This window comes from Bradyrhizobium sp. GW821-FHT13H05, from assembly GCF_058804065.1.
The window spans coordinates 195,856-214,675 of the sequence record NZ_JBXAPO010000002.1 but is presented as its reverse complement, the minus strand read 5'-3'; the positions used below and the strand labels follow the sequence as shown (position 1 = coordinate 214,675).

Below are 18,820 nucleotides of genomic sequence, written 5' to 3'. Positions count from 1 at the left end.
GCCCTAGGTTGGAGGGCGATGCGGGCTCCACTCCTTCGAGGCGTTGCCCTTCGCAAGGATTGGACGACGGATGACGCGCACGATACGGCCGACCGGCGTGGAAAATCTCCTCGGCGAGGAGGAGCTGATCGTGTCGAAGACCGATCTCAAGGGCCGCATCACCTACGCCAACGACGTCTTCGTCCGCATGGCGAAATACAGTTACGCCGAGCTGATGGGCGCGCCCCACAGCCTGATCCGTCATCCCGACATGCCGCGCAGCGTCTTCAAGCTGCTCTGGGACACACTTCAGTCCAGGCAGGAGATCTTCGCCTACGTCGTCAACCTGGCGAAGGACGGCAGCCATTACTGGGTGTTCGCCCACGTCACGCCGACATTCGACGAACGCGGCAATATCGTCGGCTATCATTCCAACCGCCGCAAGCCGGAGCCTGCGCAGATCGAGCGCATCAAGCCGATCTACAAAACGCTGTGCGCGGAAGAGGCACGGCATGCCAATGCCAAGGACGGCATGCATGCGAGCTTCGAGGCGATGGTCGGACTGCTGAAGCAACAGGGTGTCGGTTACGATGAATTTGTGCTCTCTCTCTAAGGCGCAGGGAGCGACCGCGCTCGCATGTGTTCTTGCAATCGTTGCGCTCGGACTCTCGCTTCTCGGCGTGACCGGGATCGCCAATGCGGCTTTGTTCGGCACGACGGTCGTGCTGCTCGGCTACGCCGTCTGGTGTCAGCATCGCGCGGCGGTCGCCGTCGATGAGGTCGCCGATGTCTGCCGCAAGGCTTCGCATGGCGATCTCGAAGCGCGCATCCTGAGCGATCGGCAGGCCGGGCGGATCGGCGCGCTCCAGAAGTCGGTCAACGACATGCTCGACATCACCGATGCCTATTTGCGTGAAGCTTCGGCGTCGATGGAATACGCCAGCCGCGGCAAGTACTTCCGCAAAATCCTTGCGCGCGGTCTGCCTGGCTCGTTCCGCCGCTCGGCCACCGTCATCAATTCCGGTACCGATAGCCTCGGCCGTCGCGTGGTCGAGATCGGGGATCTCGCAAAACAGTTCGGCACGCATCTCGACCAGGTTGCGGGCACGCTGATGGGCGCCGCGACCGATCTCGAATCCGACGCCGGCCAGATGGCGGCGGCAGCCGAGAAGACCAGCCGGCAGACCTCCGGCGTGCTCAGCGCCTCCGACCAGGCCTCGCGCAACGTCGCGACCGTCGCCAGCGCCGCCGAGCAGCTTGCGTCCTCGATTGCCGAGATCAGCCGCCAGGTGGCCGGCTCGACCACGAGCACGGGGCGTGCGGTGAACGAAGCCAATCGCGCCGGCAGCGAGATCCGCACGCTTGCGGACGCTGCGATGCGGATTAACGACGTCGTCAAGCTGATCAGCGAGATCGCCTCGCAGACCAACCTCCTGGCGCTCAACGCCACCATCGAGGCGGCGCGGGCTGGCGAAGCCGGCCGCGGCTTTGCGGTCGTGGCCTCCGAGGTCAAGAGCCTCGCCAACCAGACCGCGAAGGCGACCGAGGAGATCAGCGCCAAGGTCGGCGAGATGCAGCAATCGACCACCAATTCGGTCGCCGCCGTCGAGGCGATCGCGCAGACCATCGCCGAGATCGACGGCATCACCGCCTCGATCGCGACCTCGGTCGAGCAGCAGGGGCTCGCGACCCGCGAGATCGCCCGCAACGTTCAGGAGGCCTCGGCCGGCACCTCGCAGATGTCCTCCAACGTGACAGGCATCAGCGAAGCCGCCGCCGACACCGGCCGGGTCGCAAGCCGCGTCAACAGTGCCTCCGAGCGCGTCCACGGCGAGGTCGAGACGCTCCGCCGCGAGGTCACGCAGTTCCTGCAGCGGCTGACGTCGGCGGCGTAAGACGTCCGGCAACGACGCGGAAGCGGTCGGCCCGCACCTTGCATAGGCACGGTCTGCCCGTTGTTAGTGCTTGATCGCGATCACCAGCGGTGTTCTGCTCAAAAAAGCTGCTGGAGTACCGCACCCCGTGTCGATCTACGTCGCATTACACCACGTCACGCACTACAAATACGACCGCCCGATCGATCTTGGCCCGCAAACCATCCGTCTGCGGCCGGCGCCGCACACGCGTACGCCGATCCTGAGCTATTCGCTCAAGGTCACCCCGGCCAATCATTTCGTGAACTGGCAACAGGACCCGCAGGGCAACTGGCTCGCCCGCTATGTCTTCCCGGAGAAGACGACCGAGCTGAAATTCGAGGTCGATTTCACGGCGCAGATGACCGTGGTCAACCCGTTCGATTTCTTCGTCGAGCCCTATGCCGACAGCTTCCCGTTCGAATACACCAAAGACCTGAAGACGGAGCTTGCGCCGTATCTCGAGACCATCAAGGCCGATCGCCTGTTCGCGAAGTTTCTCGACTCGATCCCTCATGAGGCCCCGAACACCGTCAACTTCCTGGTCGATCTCAATCGCGAGCTTCAGAAGCACGTCCGCTACATCATCCGCATGGAGCCCGGCGTGCAGACGCCGGAGGAGACGCTCTCCTCTGGCGCCGGCTCGTGCCGCGACTCCGCCTGGCTCCTGATCCAGACGCTGCGTCATCTTGGCCTCGCGGCGCGCTTCGTCTCCGGCTATCTGATCCAGATCCGTCCCGACATCGATCCGATCGAGGGGCCGCCCGAAGTCGAGAACGACTTCACCGATCTGCACGCCTGGGCCGAGGTCTATCTGCCGGGCGCGGGCTGGATCGGCTTCGACGCCACCTCCGGCATGCTCGCGGGCGAGGGGCACATCCCGGTCGCCGCCACGCCGCATTATCGCTCCGCCGCGCCGATCTCCGGCGGTGCCGGCTTTGCCGAGGTCGAGTTCGCCTTCGACATGAGCGTGAAGCGCATCCGCGAGGCGCCGCGCATCACAAAGCCGTTCTCCGACGAATCCTGGGCGCGGCTCAACGACCTCGGCGAGCAGGTCGACGGCGATCTCGCCGCCGAGGACGTGCGGCTCACCATGGGCGGGGAGCCGACCTTCGTCTCGGTCGACGATCTCGAAGCGGCGGAGTGGAATACGGAGGCCGTCGGCCCGACCAAGCGCGCACTCGGCGACGATCTGATCCGCCGCCTGCGCGATCGCTTCGCGCCGGGCGGCCTGCTGCATTACGGCCAGGGCAAATGGTATCCGGGCGAGAGCCTGCCGCGCTGGGCGTTCGGCCTGTACTGGCGCAAGGACGGCGTGCCGATCTGGAAGAATGCCGACCTCATCGCCAAGATCGAAAACCCGCGGCCCGCCGCGACAAAGGACGCCGAGGCCTTCATGGAGGGCGCGGCGCTGCGGCTCGGGCTCGATCCCGGCTACATCATGCCGGCCTATGAAGACACCGCGCTGTGGCTTCGGAAGGAAGCCGAGCTTCCCCACAACGTCGATCCCTCCGACTCCAAATTGTCCGATCCGGAGGCGCGTGCGCGGATCGCGCGGGTGTTCGAGCAGGGCCTCAACAATCCTCGCGGATATGTGCTGCCGGTGCAGCGCTGGAATGCGCCGCCACGCTGGCGTAGCGAGCGCTGGCAGCTCCGGCGCAATCATCTGTTCCTGATGCCGGGCGATTCGCCGCTCGGCCTGCGCCTGCCGCTCGACTCGCTCGGTTACGTGCCGCCCAACCAATATCCCTACATCGTCGAGCGGGACCCGATGGAGGCCCGCGGCAAGCTGCCGGTGTTCAGCCTGCCGGCGCGTCCGGAATCGCCGGAGCGGGTCGAGCCCGAACAGCTCAATACATCCATCCCGGTCCGCACCGCGATGTCGGTCGAAGTCCGCGACGGCGTGCTCTGCGCGTTCATGCCGCCGGTCGAGCAGATCGAGGACTATCTCGAACTGATCGCCGCGCTAGAGGCGACCGCCGAGGAGATGCAGCTCCAGGTTCATGTCGAGGGCTACCCGCCGCCGTTCGATCCGCGCATCGAGGTCATCAAGGTGACGCCCGATCCCGGCGTGATCGAGGTCAACATCCAGCCGGCGAAGAGCTGGCGCGATGCGGTCGAGATCACCTCCGGCCTCTATGAGGATGCGGGCAAGGTGCGCCTCGGCGCCAACCGTTTCCTGGTCGACGGCCGCCACACCGGCACCGGCGGCGGCAATCATGTCGTGATCGGCGGCTCCAGCCCGGCCGATTCACCATTCCTGCGACGCCCCGATCTTCTGAAGAGTCTCGTGCTGTACTGGCAGCGGCATCCGTCGCTGTCCTACTTCTTCTCCGGTCTTTTCATCGGCCCGACCAGCCAGGCGCCGCGTATCGACGAGGCGCGCCACGACAGCATCTACGAGCTCGAGATCGCGCTCTCGCACGTGCCGCCACCGGGCTACCAGACGCCGCTGTGGCTGGTCGACCGGTTGTTCCGGCATCTGCTCGTCGACATCACCGGCAACACCCACCGCGCCGAGATCTGCATCGACAAGCTCTATTCGCCTGACGGTCCCACGGGGCGGCTCGGCCTCGTTGAATTCCGCGCGCTCGAAATGCCGCCGGATCCGCGCATGTCGCTGGCGCAGCAGCTCCTGATCCGCGCGCTGATCGCAAAATTCTGGCGCGAGCCGCAGGCCGGCAAGTTCGTGCGCTGGGGCACCGCGCTGCATGACCGCTACATGCTGCCGCATTTCATCTGGGAAGATTTTCAGGATGTGCTGTCGGAGCTGAAGCAGTCCGGCTATCCGTTCGAGGCGGAATGGTATCTGGCCCAGCTCGAATTCCGTTTTCCCGCCTTCGGCCGCATCCATCATGGCGGCGTCACGCTGGAGCTGCGACAGGCGCTGGAGCCCTGGCATGTGCTCGGCGAGGAGGGCTCGGCCGGCGGCACCGTGCGCTATGTCGATTCATCGGTCGAGCGGCTTCAAGTGAAGGCCGAGGGCTTCATCGAGGGCCGCCACATCATCACCTGCAACGGCCGCCGTCTGCCGATGACCTCGACCGGGCGCTCCGGGGAGGCCGTGGCCGGCGTGCGCTTCAAGGCCTGGCAGCCGGCCTCTGGCCTGCACCCGACCATTCCGGTCCATGCGCCGCTGACCTTCGACCTGATCGACACCTGGAACGGCCGTTCGCTCGGCGGCTGCGTCTATCACGTCGCCCATCCCGGCGGGCGCAGCTACGAGACCAAACCCGTCAACACCTACGAGGCCGAGGCGCGGCGGCTGGCGCGCTTCCAGGACCACGGCCATACGCCGGGCCCGATGCAGCCGCCGCCCGAGGAACGCACAAATGAGTTTCCGCTGACCCTCGACTTGCGGACCCCGCTCCTGCAATGAGTATGAGGGTGGGGCAGGGAGAGGCGCATGGGCGAGGGCGCAGCCGGACAGGACGACCAGGCGGGCAGGGCGCAAAGTCAGCGCGAAGGCCAGCAGCGCATCGCGCAATGGATCCGCGACTATAGCCGTCTGCCCGGCATCCCCGACGAGTTCCTGGGGCCCGACGGCGCCCCCCGCGCGGTCTGGAGCCGCTTCTTCGACGCCTTCGGCGCGCTCGCACCCGACGAGATCGAGCGGCGCTTCGGCATGGCCGACCGCCACCTCCGCGAGGCCGGTGTCACCTACCGCGCGCCCGGCGACAGCGCCGACCGGCCGTGGTCGCTGAGCCATCTGCCGCTGCTGATTGACGAGGCCGACTGGAAGCAGCTCTCGGCCGGCATCACCCAGCGCGCCGAGCTGCTCGAGCTCGTGCTGCGCGACATCTATGGCGAGGGCCGGCTGGTTGCCGAAGGCGCGCTGCCCGCGGCCGCGATTGCCGGCAGCCCGGAATATCTCCGTCCCGTCTGCGGCGTGCCGCCGCCGGGCGGACGCTATCTCTCGCTCTATGCCGCCGATGTCGGCCGCGGCCCCGACGGCCGCTGGTGGGTGCTCGGCGATCGCACGCAGGCCCCCTCGGGCGCGGGCTATGCGCTGGAGAACCGCCTGGTGCTCTCGCGCGCCTTCTCCGATCTCTACAAATCGATGAACGTGCCGCGCGTCGCGCCGTTCTTCGAGGCGTTTCGCGACAGCCTGCGCGCGCGCGCCGATCGCGACGAGCCGCGGATCGGCGTGCTCACGCCCGGCAGTTTCAGCGAAACCTATTTCGAGCACGCGACGCTGGCGCGCTATCTCGGTTTTCTCCTGGTCGAGGGCGACGATCTCGCCGTCAGCGACAATCGCATCCACATCCGCACGGTTGCTGGGTTGAAGCGGCTCGACGTGCTCTTGCGCCGCGTCGATTCCAATTCGCTCGATCCGCTCGAGCTCGATGCCTCCTCGCGATTGGGCGTGCCCGGCCTGATCGACGTGCTGCGCAAGGACGGCGTCGTCGTCGCCAACATGCCGGGCTCCGGCGTGCTGGAGGCGCGCGCGATGCTCGGCTTCCTGCCGGCGCTCAGCCGCCGCCTGCTCGGCGAAGAGCTGAAGATGCCGCACATCGCGACCTGGTGGTGCGGCCAGCGCTCGGCGCGCGAGGAGGTGCTGTCGCGACTCGACGAGGTCGCGATCGAGGGCGCCTATCGCCGCGGCGTTCCCGGTTTTGACAGCAATGGTCCTGTGCTGGCGAGCGAGCTCGATGCATCCGGACGCCAGCGCCTGATCGATGCCATCGGCGGGCGCGGCATGGATTATGTCGGCCAGGAAGTGGTGCGGCTCTCGACCATGCCGGTGTGGGAGCGGGGCCAGATCACGCCGCGTCCCTTCGTGCTGCGCGTGTTCGCGGCCGCGACGCCCGAGGGGTGGGCCATCATGCCCGGCGGCTTCTGCCGGATCGCCGAGCAGGCCGATGCGCGTGCGGTGTCGATGGGCGACGGCGCGCGCGCCGCTGACGTCTGGGTCGTCTCCGGCAAGCAGGTCTCGACCGCGTCGTTGCTGCCGGCGATCGACAAGGTGCGCATCCGCCGCATCGCCGGTGTGCTGCCGAGCCGCGCGGCCGACAATCTGTTCTGGCTCGGCCGCTATCTCGAACGCGCCGAAGCGACGCTGCGGCTGGTGCGCGCGCTCGGTTCGCCGAGCGGACCCAACAAGGGCACCGCGGCCTCGCTGCAATCGGCCGAGCGCATCCAGCGCCTGCTGGTGGCCTGGGGCGCGATCTCGCAAACCTCGCGCGCGGCACCCGGGCGCATCGTCGCAGAGGCGTTGCAGAGCGCGGAACGCTTCGGCTCGGCCCTGTCGCTGGTGCGTGCGGCGCAGCGCACGGCGACATCCTTGCGCGAGCGGTTGTCGCCCGATGCCTGGCAAGTCATCACCGAGATGGCCGAGCGTCTCGCAGTCGAGGTCGAGGACGACGACAGCGTCTTGAGCGCGGCCGAGCTGACCCTGCAGGAACTGGCGAGCTTTGCGGGTCTGGCGCAGGAGAACATGAACCGCGCCGCCGGCTGGCGCTTCCTCGACATCGGCCGCCGCACCGAGCGTGCCATCAACACGGCCCGCTTCGCGCGCCAGTTCGCCTATGACGAGGCCGGCGACGAGGATCTCGACATCCTGCTGACGCTGGTGGATTCGCAGATCACCTATCGCTCGCGCTATCTGCTGGCACCGATCCTCGCTCCCGTACGCGATCTCGCGGTGCTCGACAGCTACAATCCGCGTTCGGTGGCGTTCCAGGTCGCGACGTTGAACGAGCACATCGCCGCGCTGCCGAGCCTGAAGGAGCACGGCCTGATCGAGCAGCCGCAGCGCCTCGCAGTGGCGGTGCAGTCCATGCTGGCGACCGCCGAAGCCGAGAAGCTCGAGGTCAAGACGCTGTTCTCGCTGGAGCAGGACCTGCTCAGCCTCGCCGAGGCGATCGGGCTGCATTACTTCCCGCACGGCCCCAATGCCAGCCGGCCGGAAAAGCTGACGGGGCTGGCGTGATCTACGACATCCGTCACGTCACCACCTACGAGTACGAAAGCCCGGTCAGCTTTGCCCGCTGCACGCTGCGGCTTGAGCCGAAGGACGGCAACGGCCAGGAACTGATCTCGCACAAGGTCGAGATCCGTCCGCGCCCGTCCGAGCGCCACGTTCGCCGTGACTTCTTCGGCACGCTGACCGAGAGCGTGGTGATCGAGACCGCGCATCGAAACTTGCGCATCGACTCGCGCTCGCGCGTCTCCGTCTCGCGAAAACCGCCGGCCCGGGATGCTGCTGGCCCGGCCTGGGAAACCATCCGCGACATCGCGTTCGAGGCGACAAGCCTCGGGCCGTCCTCGCCGGTCGGCTATGTCTTCGCGAGCCCGCTGGTGCCGGTGCTGCGTCCGGTCAGCGCCTATGCGGCGACGAGCTTTCCGCCCGGCGCGGGCATCCTTGCCGGTGCCGTCGATCTGATGCACCGCATCCGCACTGAATTCCGCTACGACCCCAAGGCCACCGTGATCTCGACGCCGCTCAACGAGGTCTTCGACAAGCGCCATGGCGTCTGCCAGGACTTTGCCCATGTCATGATCGCGGGGCTTCGCGGCCTCGGTTTGCCGGCCGCCTATGTCAGCGGCTATTTGCGCACCATCCCGCCGGCGGGCCAGCCGCGCCTGCAGGGCGCCGATGCCACCCACGCCTGGGTCTCGCTGTGGTGCGGGGCGGAGCTCGGCTGGGTCGATTTTGATCCGACCAATGATCTCCTGCCTGCCAACGACCACATCGTGCTCGCGGTCGCCCGCGATTTCTCCGACGTTTCTCCGGTCGACGGCATCATCGTCGGCTCGCCGAAGCAGAAGCTCGGCGTCGCCGTGGACGTGCTGCTGGTGGAATGACCGGGATTTCATGACCCGCGCGGACGAACCCGGCGGGAAAATTTGTTTCGGCGTATTTCCTGACTGTGGCCAAGCGCCGTTCATTAAGTGCTTGTTAACGCTGTCCCGCGACATATTGGCCCATCATCATTGCTGAAGCTGCCTGCGGACATCCGCGGCAAAGCTTCCGGCGGAGATTCCATGACTGCGACTTCGATCGCCTTCGCGCCGGCGGCAGCCGGCGCGCCGGACGCTGCTGATTGCCTGCTGAGGGGACGCGAGCACTACCGCCGCGGCGAGCTCAGGGACGCCATCGCGATCTTCCAGGCGGGACTTGCGTTTACGGCTATGATGTCGATCGGCAGCGCCAACGATGTCGCGGCCGATCTCCATGCCGCGCTCGCCAATGCCTTCATGCTTTGCGACGACATCGTGTCCGCGGGCGAGAACTACAAGGCCGCCTTGCGCCTGGCGCCGCATCTCGTCGCCTGCTGGTGCAATCTCGGCATCGTCCATCAGCGCAGCGGCATGGCGCAGCAGGCGATCGCGCTCTACCTGGAGGCGCTCCGGCTCAACCCCGCGCACCGGCCGTCGCGGACCAACCTCGTCGAGGCGCTGGTCGCAACCCGGCAGTTTTCGATCGCAAGGTCACTCCTGCTCGAATTGCTGGAGGAGACGCCTGAGGATGCCGGCCTCCACAGCCAGCATGGCAAGGTCTGCTTCGAGCTCGGCGAGACCTTTGAGGCCATCGCGCATTTCGAGCGGGCGATGGCGCTCGCGCCTGACCAGGCCGACAATTTCTACTGGATCGGCGCGATCCGCCAGGCGCGCGACGAGAACGAGGCGGCGCAGGCGGCCTACGTCCGCGCCGCAGAAGTGCATCCGGTCCTGCGCAAGCCCGCAATCAAATCGCCGCCTTCATTCCGCGCGCTGGCGCTGTTTGCTCCCTTCGTCGGCAACACGCCGGTCGAGTTTCTGTTCAAGGACTGCACTTACCAGACCAGCATCCTGTCGCTGCTGCCCGGAAGCCGGCCTGATATCGCGATGCTCGCGTGCGAAGCCGATGTCATCGTCAACCTCGTCTCCGATGCCGACCAGGGCGGGGAGGTTCTTCCTTTCGCTGCCGCCGTTGCAAACGCCCTCGGCAAGCCTGTCATCAACGATCCCGCAAAAATCCTGCGCACGACGCGCGATGCGACCGCTCTGGCACTGGCCGGCATCGACGGCTGCCTTGTGCCGCGCACGATCCGCATCAAGGCCGGCGAGGGGAGTGCCGCAAGCCATGAGCCTGCATTTCCGCTGCTGGCGCGACCGGCCGGAACCCATGGCGGCGACATCTTTGAGAAGCTCGACGACGATGCGGCGCTGACCGCGTTTCTCACCGAGCACGTGGACCATGATCGCTATGTGATCGACTATGTCGACTATCGCTCGATCGACGGATTCTTCCGCAAGTACAGATTCCTGTTCGTCGGCGAGGACATCCTGCCCTATCATCTGGCGATCGGTGACGACTGGAAGCTCCATCGCGACAGCACGCAGATGGCGCAGCATGCCTGGATGCAGGAGGAGGAAGAGCGCTTCCTGCGCGATCCCGGCCAAGTCTTCGGCGCCTCGCATGATGAGATGTTGCGCCTGATCCGCGACCGCATCGGCCTCGACTATTTCGGCATCGACTGCGCCCTCGATCGCGACGGCCACCTCGTCGTGTTCGAGGTCAATGCCTCCATGCTGGTGCACGACCAGAACCCGGATTGTCCCTACAAGGACCCTTACATCCGCCGGATCAAGGTCGCCTTCGATGCCATGCTGGGGCGCATCGCCCGAGGACATTGACGCGGCCGTCCGCAGTGCGGTGCAGGCGTCCTCGCCCGACCTCCAGCCCCGGCGAGGCGTCCCTCCTTACGGCATCAATCGTCCGGTCGGCCATTGGCCCGGCCGGCCCCGCATAGCCCGCCGCCCGAGGTGTATCGGACCGTGACCGCAACCGCGATGCTGCGAAGCGGGACCGCAACATATTTCCGTGTTCTTGTTTCCGGATTTGGCCAGCCAGCCCAAGATGGGCTATGCTGGCGGCTGCGTCGAGGACAATAATGAGACGTCGGGAGCGGGCTTGGGACACCACCGACAGACGGGGCTGCATCCATGATGACGTTACCGAGACTGGCGGCTGAATCCCTGGAGAAGTTGCTGGGCTCGTTCATGCGTCGCAGGTTCGAGGAGCCCTATGCCAGGGTTCTGGAGGCCTCGACGCGCACGGCGATGGAATGCATCGGCAACAGCGATGCGCTTTACCACAACATCGAACATACGATGCTGGTGACGCTGGCGGGCCAGGCGATCCTCATGGGGCGCAATCTCCACACCCACCTTGCCGCGGAGGACTATCTCCACGTCCTCATCGCCTGCCTCGCGCACGACATCGGCTATGTCCGCGGGCTGTTCGAGGAGGACGATGAAGACGGTTTCCTGATCGACGAGGCCGGGACCAAGGTGTCGCTTCAGCGTGGCGCATCCGACGCCAGCCTGATGATGTATCACGTTGACCGGTCTAAACTTTTCGTGAGGCGGCGGCTGCCGCCGATCCGTGGCGTGGACTCCGAGCGCGTCGCCCGCGCCATCGAGGGGACCCGCTTCCCGGCCCGCGAAGGGCAGGAATATGACGCGGATGCCTCGATCCTGCGCGCAGCCGATTTCATCGGCCAGCTCGGCGATCCCAACTATCTGCGCAAGGCCAACGCGCTCTATTACGAGTTCGAGGAGGTCGGCATCAACCGCCAGCTCGGCTACGACTCGCCCGCCGACATCGTGAATCGCTATCCGCAATTCTACTGGAACAGCGTCGCACCGCACATCCAGACCGAGATCAGCTATCTCAACAAGACCGAGATCGGCCGGCAGTGGATCGCCAATCTCTACAGCAACGTGTTCCGCGCCGAACGCGAGATCTCGCTGTCCGGGCCGCAGAAGTAGGTCGGCCTTCGCGGTGCCGTAGTCCGGATGTCGCTTGGCTCATCCGGGCTGCGACCGCGACGACACCGCCAAATCCGTGAGCTAATCATGCAACAAAAAACCATCGCCACGGACGTTCTCGACATCGCCTATCTCGACTACGGCGCGCCCGACGGCTGGCCCTGCATCATGGGCCACGGCTTTCCCTATGACGTGAACGCCTATGCCGAGGCTGCGCCGCTGATCGCACAAGCCGGCGCACGGGTGCTGGTGCCCTGGCTGCGCGGCTACGGCCCGACGCGGTTTCGTTTCCCCGAGACGCTGCGCTCCGGCGAGCAGGCGGCGCTCGGCGCCGATCTCCTCGCCTTCATGGATGCGCTTCGCATCGCGCGCGCGGTCGTCGGCGGCTATGATTGGGGCGGGCGGGCAGCCTGCGTGGTCGCGGCGCTGTACCCGGAGCGCGTGGTTGGGCTCGTCTCCGGCAATTCCTACAACATCCAGAACATCGCGCGCGCCATGGAGCCGGCTTCGCCTGCGCATGAGGCGGCGCTGTGGTATCAATATCTCTTCCACAACGAGCGCGGCCGCCGCGCGCTGGAACAGAACCGGCGCGGCTTTGCCCGCCAGCTCTGGTCGATGTGGTCGCCGACATGGGCCTTCGACGACGCGACGTTCGAGAAGAGCGTGGCGTCGTTCGACAATCCTGATTTCGTCGACGTCGTGATCCACTCCTATCGCCACCGCTATGCGCTGGTCGCGGGCGATCCCGCCTATGCCGGGATCGAGGCAAAGCTTGCGGCACAGCCGGCGGTCCGCGTCCCGACCATCGCGATTGACGGCGACAGCGACGGCGTCAGTTCCGGCACCGCCCATCATTCGCGCAAATTCGAGGGTTTCTTCGAGCGGCGCGTGTTCGCGGGCGCCGGTCACAATCTGCCGCAGGAGCGGCCGGCGGAATGGGCGCAGGCCGTTGCTGACGTGCGCAAGGCGGCCGGGCGATAGGTTTCCGCACGCTTCCGGGACATCGTCCTGCACGTATAGATTGCGTGCGACGCAGAAAAAGGGGAAAACTTGCAGACCCTGATTCTGCATCACTCCCTTTGTCGCAGCGTTGTTTCCCACGGTGATGATATGGGCTCGGCGACCAGGACCGCGAACGCGTCGTTCAGCATCATTGGCGTGCTGATTGCCTTTGGCGTCGGCAGCGCAGCCCTGCTTGCGGCCGGACGACGGGACTATCCGGAACTCCACACCATTCTCGACACCGGAATCACCCTCGTCACCGGGCTGCTGGCACTGCTGCTCTGGGACATGGGCGCCCGCGTCAAGCAGCCGCTTTTCACGCGGCTCGCGATCGCCTTCGGCGCGACCTTCGTCCTGGAGTTTCTCCACGTCCTGGTGATCGTGGAATGGACGGGGTCGCTGGCTTTCGTCATGCAGCTGCGGGAATTTCTCCGGCCGGCGACGTGGCCGCCGGCGGCCCACATCCTTGCAGTCGGAATTCTCGCCGCGATCTGGTCGGCGCGGCGGGACCGGGTCGGGATGCCGGCCTTTGCACTGTTCATGGCCGTCGTCGCCGTGCTTTTGGTCGTGATCTTCCAGCGCCTTCCGCCCTATCGTCCTCCGGGCCTGCTCGATATCACCCGCCCGGTGTTGATCCTGGCGCCGCCATTGTGGGCGATCACCTGCGTCTTGTGCTGGCGGCTGCGAATGACGGAGCGCATTTTCGGGCCGCTGGCGCTGATGGGTGTGGTCGTTCTGCTCGGCCATGTCGCGATGCTGTACTCCCAGGCACCGCACGACACCGAGGCGATGGTCGCTCACCTCGGCAAGGTCGCCGGGCGCCTCGTCCTGCTGCTCTCGCTGATGCAGATGGCCTCATCGGACATGCTGGAGCGGATGCGGGCGGAAGCCCAGCTTGCGCGGTTGAACGAGGAGCTGGAAGAGCGTGTCGAGGAGCGGACCGCACAGCTCGGAGCGTCCAATCTTGCGCTGGAATCCGAGATTCTCGTGCGCAGGCATGCGGAGCAGAAGGCCCAGGCGCAGCTCGCCCGGCTGAGCCTGCTGCACCAGATCACCCGCGCGATCGGCGAGCGGCAGGATCTCAACAGCATTTTCCAGGTGGTGGTGCGCAGTCTCGAAGACCAGTTGCCGGTGGATTTCGGTTGCCTGTGCTTTCACGATGCGGTCGATCACGTGCTGACGGTGGAATGCGTCGGGATCAAGAGCGGTGCGCTCGCCATGGAACTCGCGATGCCCGAGCGGTCGCGGATCGACATCGACGAGAACGGCCTTTCGCGTTGCGTGATGGGTCAACTCGTCTACGAGCCGGATATCACGCGGTCGTCCTTTCCGTTCCCGGCCCGGCTCGCGCGGGGCGGGTTGCGCGCGATGGTGCTGGCCCCGCTCCAGGTCGAGAGCCGGGTGTTCGGCGTCCTCGTCGCGGCGCGGAAAGAGGCGGACAGCTTCAGCAGCGGCGAATGCGAATTTCTGCGGCAGTTGAGCAAGCATGTCGCGCTCGCCGCCCATCAGGCGCAACTCCACGGCGCCCTGCAACAGGCTTACGAGGATCTGCGCCAGACCCAGCAGGCCGTGATGCAGCAGGAGCGGCTGCGCGCCCTCGGGCAGATGGCGAGCGGCATTGCCCATGACATCAACAATGCGCTCTCGCCGGTGTCGCTCTACACCCAATCCTTGTTGGAACGGGAGCCGAACCTGAGCGCACGCACGCGCGATTATCTGGAGACGATCCAGCGGGCGGTCGACGACGTGGCCCATACCGTGGCGCGCATGCGCGAGTTCTACCGGCAGCGCGAGCCGCAACTGACGCTGATGCCGGTCCAGCTCAACCAGCTCGTGCAGCAGGTCGTCGACCTCACGCGGGCGCGGTGGAGCGACATGCCGCAGCTCCGCGGAACCGTGATCGCGCTGCGCACCGAGCTCGCGGAGCATTTGCCCGCGATCTCCGGCATCGAAAGCGAAATCCGCGAAGCGTTGATCAATCTCATCTTCAATGCCGTCGATGCGGTGCCCGGCGGCGGCACGCTGACGCTGCGCACGAGGCTTGCCGACGGCGCGCACGGGCGCGGCCAGGTGCGGATCGAGGTCGCTGACGACGGGTTGGGCATGGACGAGGAGACCCGCCGGCGTTGCCTCGAGCCGTTCTTCACGACCAAGGGAGAGCGCGGAACGGGATTGGGCCTTGCAATGGTGTATGGCGTCCTCCGGCGGCACAACGGCGAGATCGAGATCGACAGCGCCGTCGGTCGCGGCACCATTGTGTCGTTGAATTTTCCGGTCCCGCAAGCGGTGCCGGCCGCGCCGTCGCAGGACAGGCCTGAATCCGCCAGGCCATCCCGGCTGCGCCTGCTGCTGGTCGATGACGATCCGCTCCTGCTCAAATCATTGTGCAATACACTGGAGGCGGAGGGGCACGTCGTGGCGACGGCCAATGACGGCGTCGCGGGCATCGCCGCGTTCCGCGCCGCCTTCGCGCGCGGCGAGACCTTCGCCGCCGTGATCACCGATCTCGGCATGCCGAACGTCGACGGCCGCAAGGTGGCGAGCGCGATCAAGGCCGCTTCGCCCGCCACGCCCGTGATCATGCTGACCGGATGGGGCAAGCGCCTGATGTCCGAGGATGACATTCCGGCCCATGTCGACCACCTCCTGAGCAAGCCGCCGAAGCTTCGCGAATTGAGGGAAACGCTGGCGCAATGCTGCGAGCCCGGCCGCGCACAGGGTGCGATAGAGGTGAGCGAATAGGAAATGCCCGCCGCAAAACCAAAGGCCCGCATCCTGGTGGTTGACGACGAGGCTGCGCAGATGAGGGCGCTGTGCAACACGTTGCCGGGTGAGGACTACGAGCCGGTCGGCTTCACCGACGCCCAATCCGCGCTGGCGGAGCTGCGGCGCTCGAAATGCGACCTCCTGCTCGCCGATCTGATGATGCCGGGCATGGACGGCATCGAGCTGCTGCGGGCCGCGCGGGAGATCGATCCGCATCTGGTCGGCATCATCATGACCGGCGACGGAACCATCGCGACGGCGGTCGAGGCCATGAAGGCGGGGGCGCTCGACTACATTCTCAAGCCGTTCAGGCTCAGCGTCGTGATTCCCGTGCTGGAGCGCGCGCTCGCGGTGCGGCGCCTTCATCTGGAGAATGCGGAGCTGGGGCTGCGGGTCCGCGAACGGACCCTCGAGCTCGAAGCCGCCAACCGGGAGCTTGAGGCATTCGCCTATTCCGTCGCGCACGATCTGCGCGGTCCGCTCTCGGTCATCGTCGGATATGCGGAGACGCTGATCGAGGATCATTCCGCGCAATGGCCGGACCAGCCGCGACAGCTGGCCGGCGCCATCATGGCAAGCGGCGAGCACATGCAGCGCCTGATCGACGGATTGTTGCGTCTGTCGCGGTTCGGCCGCCAGCCGCTGTCGAAGGGGCCGGTCGATGCCGGCGCACTCGTCGGCGAGATCGTGGACGAGCTGCGCCGCCAGCATGGCGGCCGTGAGGTGTTCGTTCATGTGGGCGACATTCCCGGCTGCGTCGGCGATCAGGCGCTGCTGCGGCAGGTGCTCGTCAATCTGCTCTCCAATGCGTTCAAGTTCACCCGCGCCCGGGAGAAGCCGCTGGTCACGGTGATCGGCTGGACCGAAGGGCGCGAAAGAATCTATTGCGTGCGCGACAACGGCGCCGGCTTCGACATGCAGCAGGCCGACAAGCTGTTCGCGGCGTTTCAGCGGTTTCACGATTCCGATCAGTACGAGGGCACGGGGATCGGCCTCTCGATCGCATCGCGTATCGTGCAGCGCCACGGCGGACGCATCTGGGCCAGCGCCGAGGTCGGCAAGGGGGCGGCGTTCTATTTCAGCATCCCGGATTGAAGCGTCGCATTCGATCTTGATTTGCGTCAATGTTGCTGCCGCTCCGGACTGCTCTGCTGCCTGTCGTCCCGGCGCGGCTCATGCTATCCTGTGCCCCCGGGCTTCTCATGCAGGAGTGGCGTCATGACAAGTGCTTCGGATACGTCTCATCATTCAAGTCTGGGGTCGGGCATCGCGGCGCTGCATGCCAAATGGGGCTGGATCGTCGCGCTCGGTGTCGTCTACCTCATCGCCGGCTTCGTTGCGCTCGGCAGCATGGTGATGGCGACCGTGGCGAGCGTGATCGTGGTCGGTGCGATGATGATCGTCGCGGGGGTCACCGAGGTGATCGGCGCATTCCAGATGAAGAGCTGGGGCAAGTTCGTGATCTGGGCCTTGCTCGGCGTGCTCTACATCGTCGCGGGTTTTCTCACCTTCGAGAATCCGTTGTTCGCAGCAGCGCTGCTCACCTTGTTCCTCGGCGCGTCGCTGCTGGCCTCCGGTGCCGTCCGTCTGTTTCTCGCTTTCAGCATGAAGCGCGAGAGCCCGTGGGTCTGGGTGGCGCTGTCGGCCGTCGTCACGCTGCTGCTCGGGCTATTGATCCTGGCGCGCTGGCCGGTCAACAGCGTCTACATTCTCGGCCTCTTCCTCGGCATCGACCTGATCATGGCGGGGGCGGGCTGGGTCAGCCTCGGCCTCAGCCTGAAGCAGCGCCGCTGAAGCCTCCGGCGAAGTCCGCGGCACTGAAGCGCGATCAGATTCGGATGAATCGTCATCGCGCTTCGGGTTGCTTTGGCAGATCAATCCAGCGGCATCTCGTCGAGCGGCCAGATCGGGCGGCGAACCCTGCGATAAATGAGGGTCGTGTAGTCGTTCGTGGCAAGGCCGCCGCTGTCGGCCAGGATCACCTCCTTGGCCATCGGCCCGAAAGCGGCGCGGAAGTGGTGGGCGGACTTGACCGCGACGACCCGAAACTGCGCCGGCTCCGCGCCGAGAATTCGGAACATTTCCTGATCATAGGTTTGCAGCGTGTTGGTCGACAGGGCGATCGAGATGCCGTTCACCTCGAGCAGGGCGGAGGGGCCGAGCGTCATGGGCTGACCGGCATTCATCGGTCCCTCGCAGACGAAGGCACCGTCCGACAGCGCGGCGACGCGCCCAGCCAGCGTCAGTGGCGGCCCGTAGCTTGCGGGATCGCGCTTGGCGCCGACAACGACATCGAGGCTGGCCCCGAGACCTGCGGCATGACAGCGGGCGGCGGCTTCGGGATCGCCAAGGACGCCGAGGAGCACGCCTTTGACGTTGGCCTTCAGCAGCGTCTCCAACAGGCGAACGCCGTCGCCATAGGCGCCTGAACCCGGGTTGTCGCTGTAGTCGGCAATGACAAAAGGACGGGTATCGACGACATCGGCTGCGGCCTCCGCGGCAAGCCTGGTCGCGGTCGGCAGATCATACACCGCGACCGTGACCTCGGCGCGGCGACGGACCATCTCGTCATAAAGCGCGGCCGCAGCCTGCCGCGCCGCCGTCTCGGCCGCGTTGTGCGAGACATCGTAGGTCACCTGCACGCTGGGGCCGACCTCGGCAATGTCCGAGCGGCTGAAACCCGCGCAGACGTCGACCGACAACAGGCCGGGCGTTTGTGCCTCCATGTTCGCGGCGCGCGCCAGGAGATCGCTCATCACGCCGCCCTGGGTTCGGCCGTGATTGCATCCGTCGAGCAGCGGTCCCTGCAGGTGGACGACCTTCGGACGGATGTTGCCGTCCATCGCCGATTGCAGCAGATCGGCCGCGCGGACCGCCGTCTCGTATTGGTCGATATGCGGATAGGTCCGGTAGGGCAGCATGATGTTGGCGAGCCGCCCCATGCGTTCGGTGACGTTGGCATGCAGGTCGAGCGTCACCGCGATCGGGATCGTCTCGCCGAGCCGCTTGCGCAATCCCTCCAGCAGCGCACCTTCGGCATCCTCGTCGGTCTCGGTCACCATCGCGCCGTGCAATGCGAGGATGACGCCGTCGAGCGGGCCCGTCTCGCAGGCCGCGTAGAGCAGGCGTTGCAGTTCGGCCCAGCAGTCGGCCGTCACCTTGCCGGACGGCGTGGCCGAGGCGGCGATCGGCTGCACCAGGGTCCAGCCGTAGCGTTTGGCCGCAGCCAGATGCCCGGCGATCTCCATCCTGGTGGCGCCGAGCGCGGGGGCGATCTCGGCACCCAGGAGAAACAGCCGCTTGCGGTAATCATCGAGCGTGGTCGGAACGATCGAGAACGTGTTGGTCTCGTGGGCGATCTGCGCGGAGAGCACACGTCGCGTCTGGCTCATGGGGGCTCC

At 66.3% G+C, this 18,820-nt stretch carries 12 protein-coding genes; 11 read left to right on the top strand and 1 reads right to left on the bottom strand.

The window, feature by feature from the left end:
• The first annotated feature begins 70 nt into the window (after positions 1–70).
• From AC1RR3_RS05480 to AC1RR3_RS05430, 11 genes are all read left to right on the top strand, one after another.
• Positions 71–592: a PAS domain-containing protein gene (locus tag AC1RR3_RS05480; RefSeq protein WP_492820154.1), complete on the top strand. Its 522-nt coding sequence runs from the start codon at positions 71–73 to the stop codon at positions 590–592.
• Positions 570–1,874: a methyl-accepting chemotaxis protein gene (locus AC1RR3_RS05475; protein WP_492820152.1), complete on the top strand. Its 1,305-nt coding sequence runs from the start codon at positions 570–572 to the stop codon at positions 1,872–1,874. The genes AC1RR3_RS05480 and AC1RR3_RS05475 overlap by 23 nt, the downstream gene beginning before the upstream one ends.
• A gap of 127 nt (positions 1,875–2,001) precedes the next feature.
• The gene (locus AC1RR3_RS05470) at positions 2,002–5,271 is read left to right on the top strand and encodes a transglutaminase family protein (RefSeq protein ID WP_492820150.1); all 3,270 of its coding nucleotides are present in this window, start codon (positions 2,002–2,004) and stop codon (positions 5,269–5,271) included.
• Between the two features lie 27 nt (positions 5,272–5,298).
• Positions 5,299–7,824, top strand: coding sequence for a circularly permuted type 2 ATP-grasp protein (locus tag AC1RR3_RS05465; protein ID WP_492820148.1), 2,526 nt, complete (start codon positions 5,299–5,301; stop codon positions 7,822–7,824).
• Positions 7,821–8,699 carry a transglutaminase family protein gene (locus AC1RR3_RS05460; RefSeq protein WP_492820146.1) on the top strand — a complete coding sequence of 293 codons (879 nt, stop codon included), beginning with the start codon at positions 7,821–7,823 and terminating at the stop codon, positions 8,697–8,699. The genes AC1RR3_RS05465 and AC1RR3_RS05460 overlap by 4 nt, the downstream gene beginning before the upstream one ends.
• 180 nt (positions 8,700–8,879) lie before the next feature.
• Complete coding sequence (locus AC1RR3_RS05455) at positions 8,880–10,514, top strand: ATP-grasp domain-containing protein (protein WP_492820144.1); 1,635 nt, start codon at positions 8,880–8,882, stop codon at positions 10,512–10,514.
• 309 nt (positions 10,515–10,823) lie between these two features.
• On the top strand, positions 10,824–11,651 hold the full coding sequence (locus AC1RR3_RS05450) for a metal-dependent phosphohydrolase (protein ID WP_492820142.1): 828 nt from the start codon (positions 10,824–10,826) through the stop codon (positions 11,649–11,651).
• Positions 11,652–11,738: 87 nt separating this feature from the next.
• Positions 11,739–12,632 (top strand): alpha/beta fold hydrolase, encoded by an 894-nt coding sequence (locus AC1RR3_RS05445; RefSeq protein WP_492820140.1) that lies wholly within the window; start codon positions 11,739–11,741, stop codon positions 12,630–12,632.
• 129 nt (positions 12,633–12,761) lie between these two features.
• Positions 12,762–15,395: a sensor histidine kinase gene (locus AC1RR3_RS05440; RefSeq protein WP_492820138.1), complete on the top strand. Its 2,634-nt coding sequence runs from the start codon at positions 12,762–12,764 to the stop codon at positions 15,393–15,395.
• Positions 15,396–15,398: 3 nt separating this feature from the next.
• Entirely contained in the window at positions 15,399–16,514 is a 1,116-nt protein-coding gene (locus tag AC1RR3_RS05435) for a response regulator (RefSeq protein ID WP_492820136.1), read from the top strand.
• 123 nt (positions 16,515–16,637) lie between these two features.
• Complete coding sequence (locus AC1RR3_RS05430) at positions 16,638–17,213, top strand: HdeD family acid-resistance protein (protein ID WP_492820134.1); 576 nt, start codon at positions 16,638–16,640, stop codon at positions 17,211–17,213.
• Between the two features lie 80 nt (positions 17,214–17,293).
• Here the strand turns inward: AC1RR3_RS05430 and AC1RR3_RS05425 are convergent, their stop codons facing one another.
• Positions 17,294–18,811, bottom strand: coding sequence for a M81 family metallopeptidase (locus AC1RR3_RS05425; RefSeq protein ID WP_492820132.1), 1,518 nt, complete (start codon positions 18,809–18,811; stop codon positions 17,294–17,296).
• Positions 18,812–18,820 lie beyond the last annotated feature (9 nt).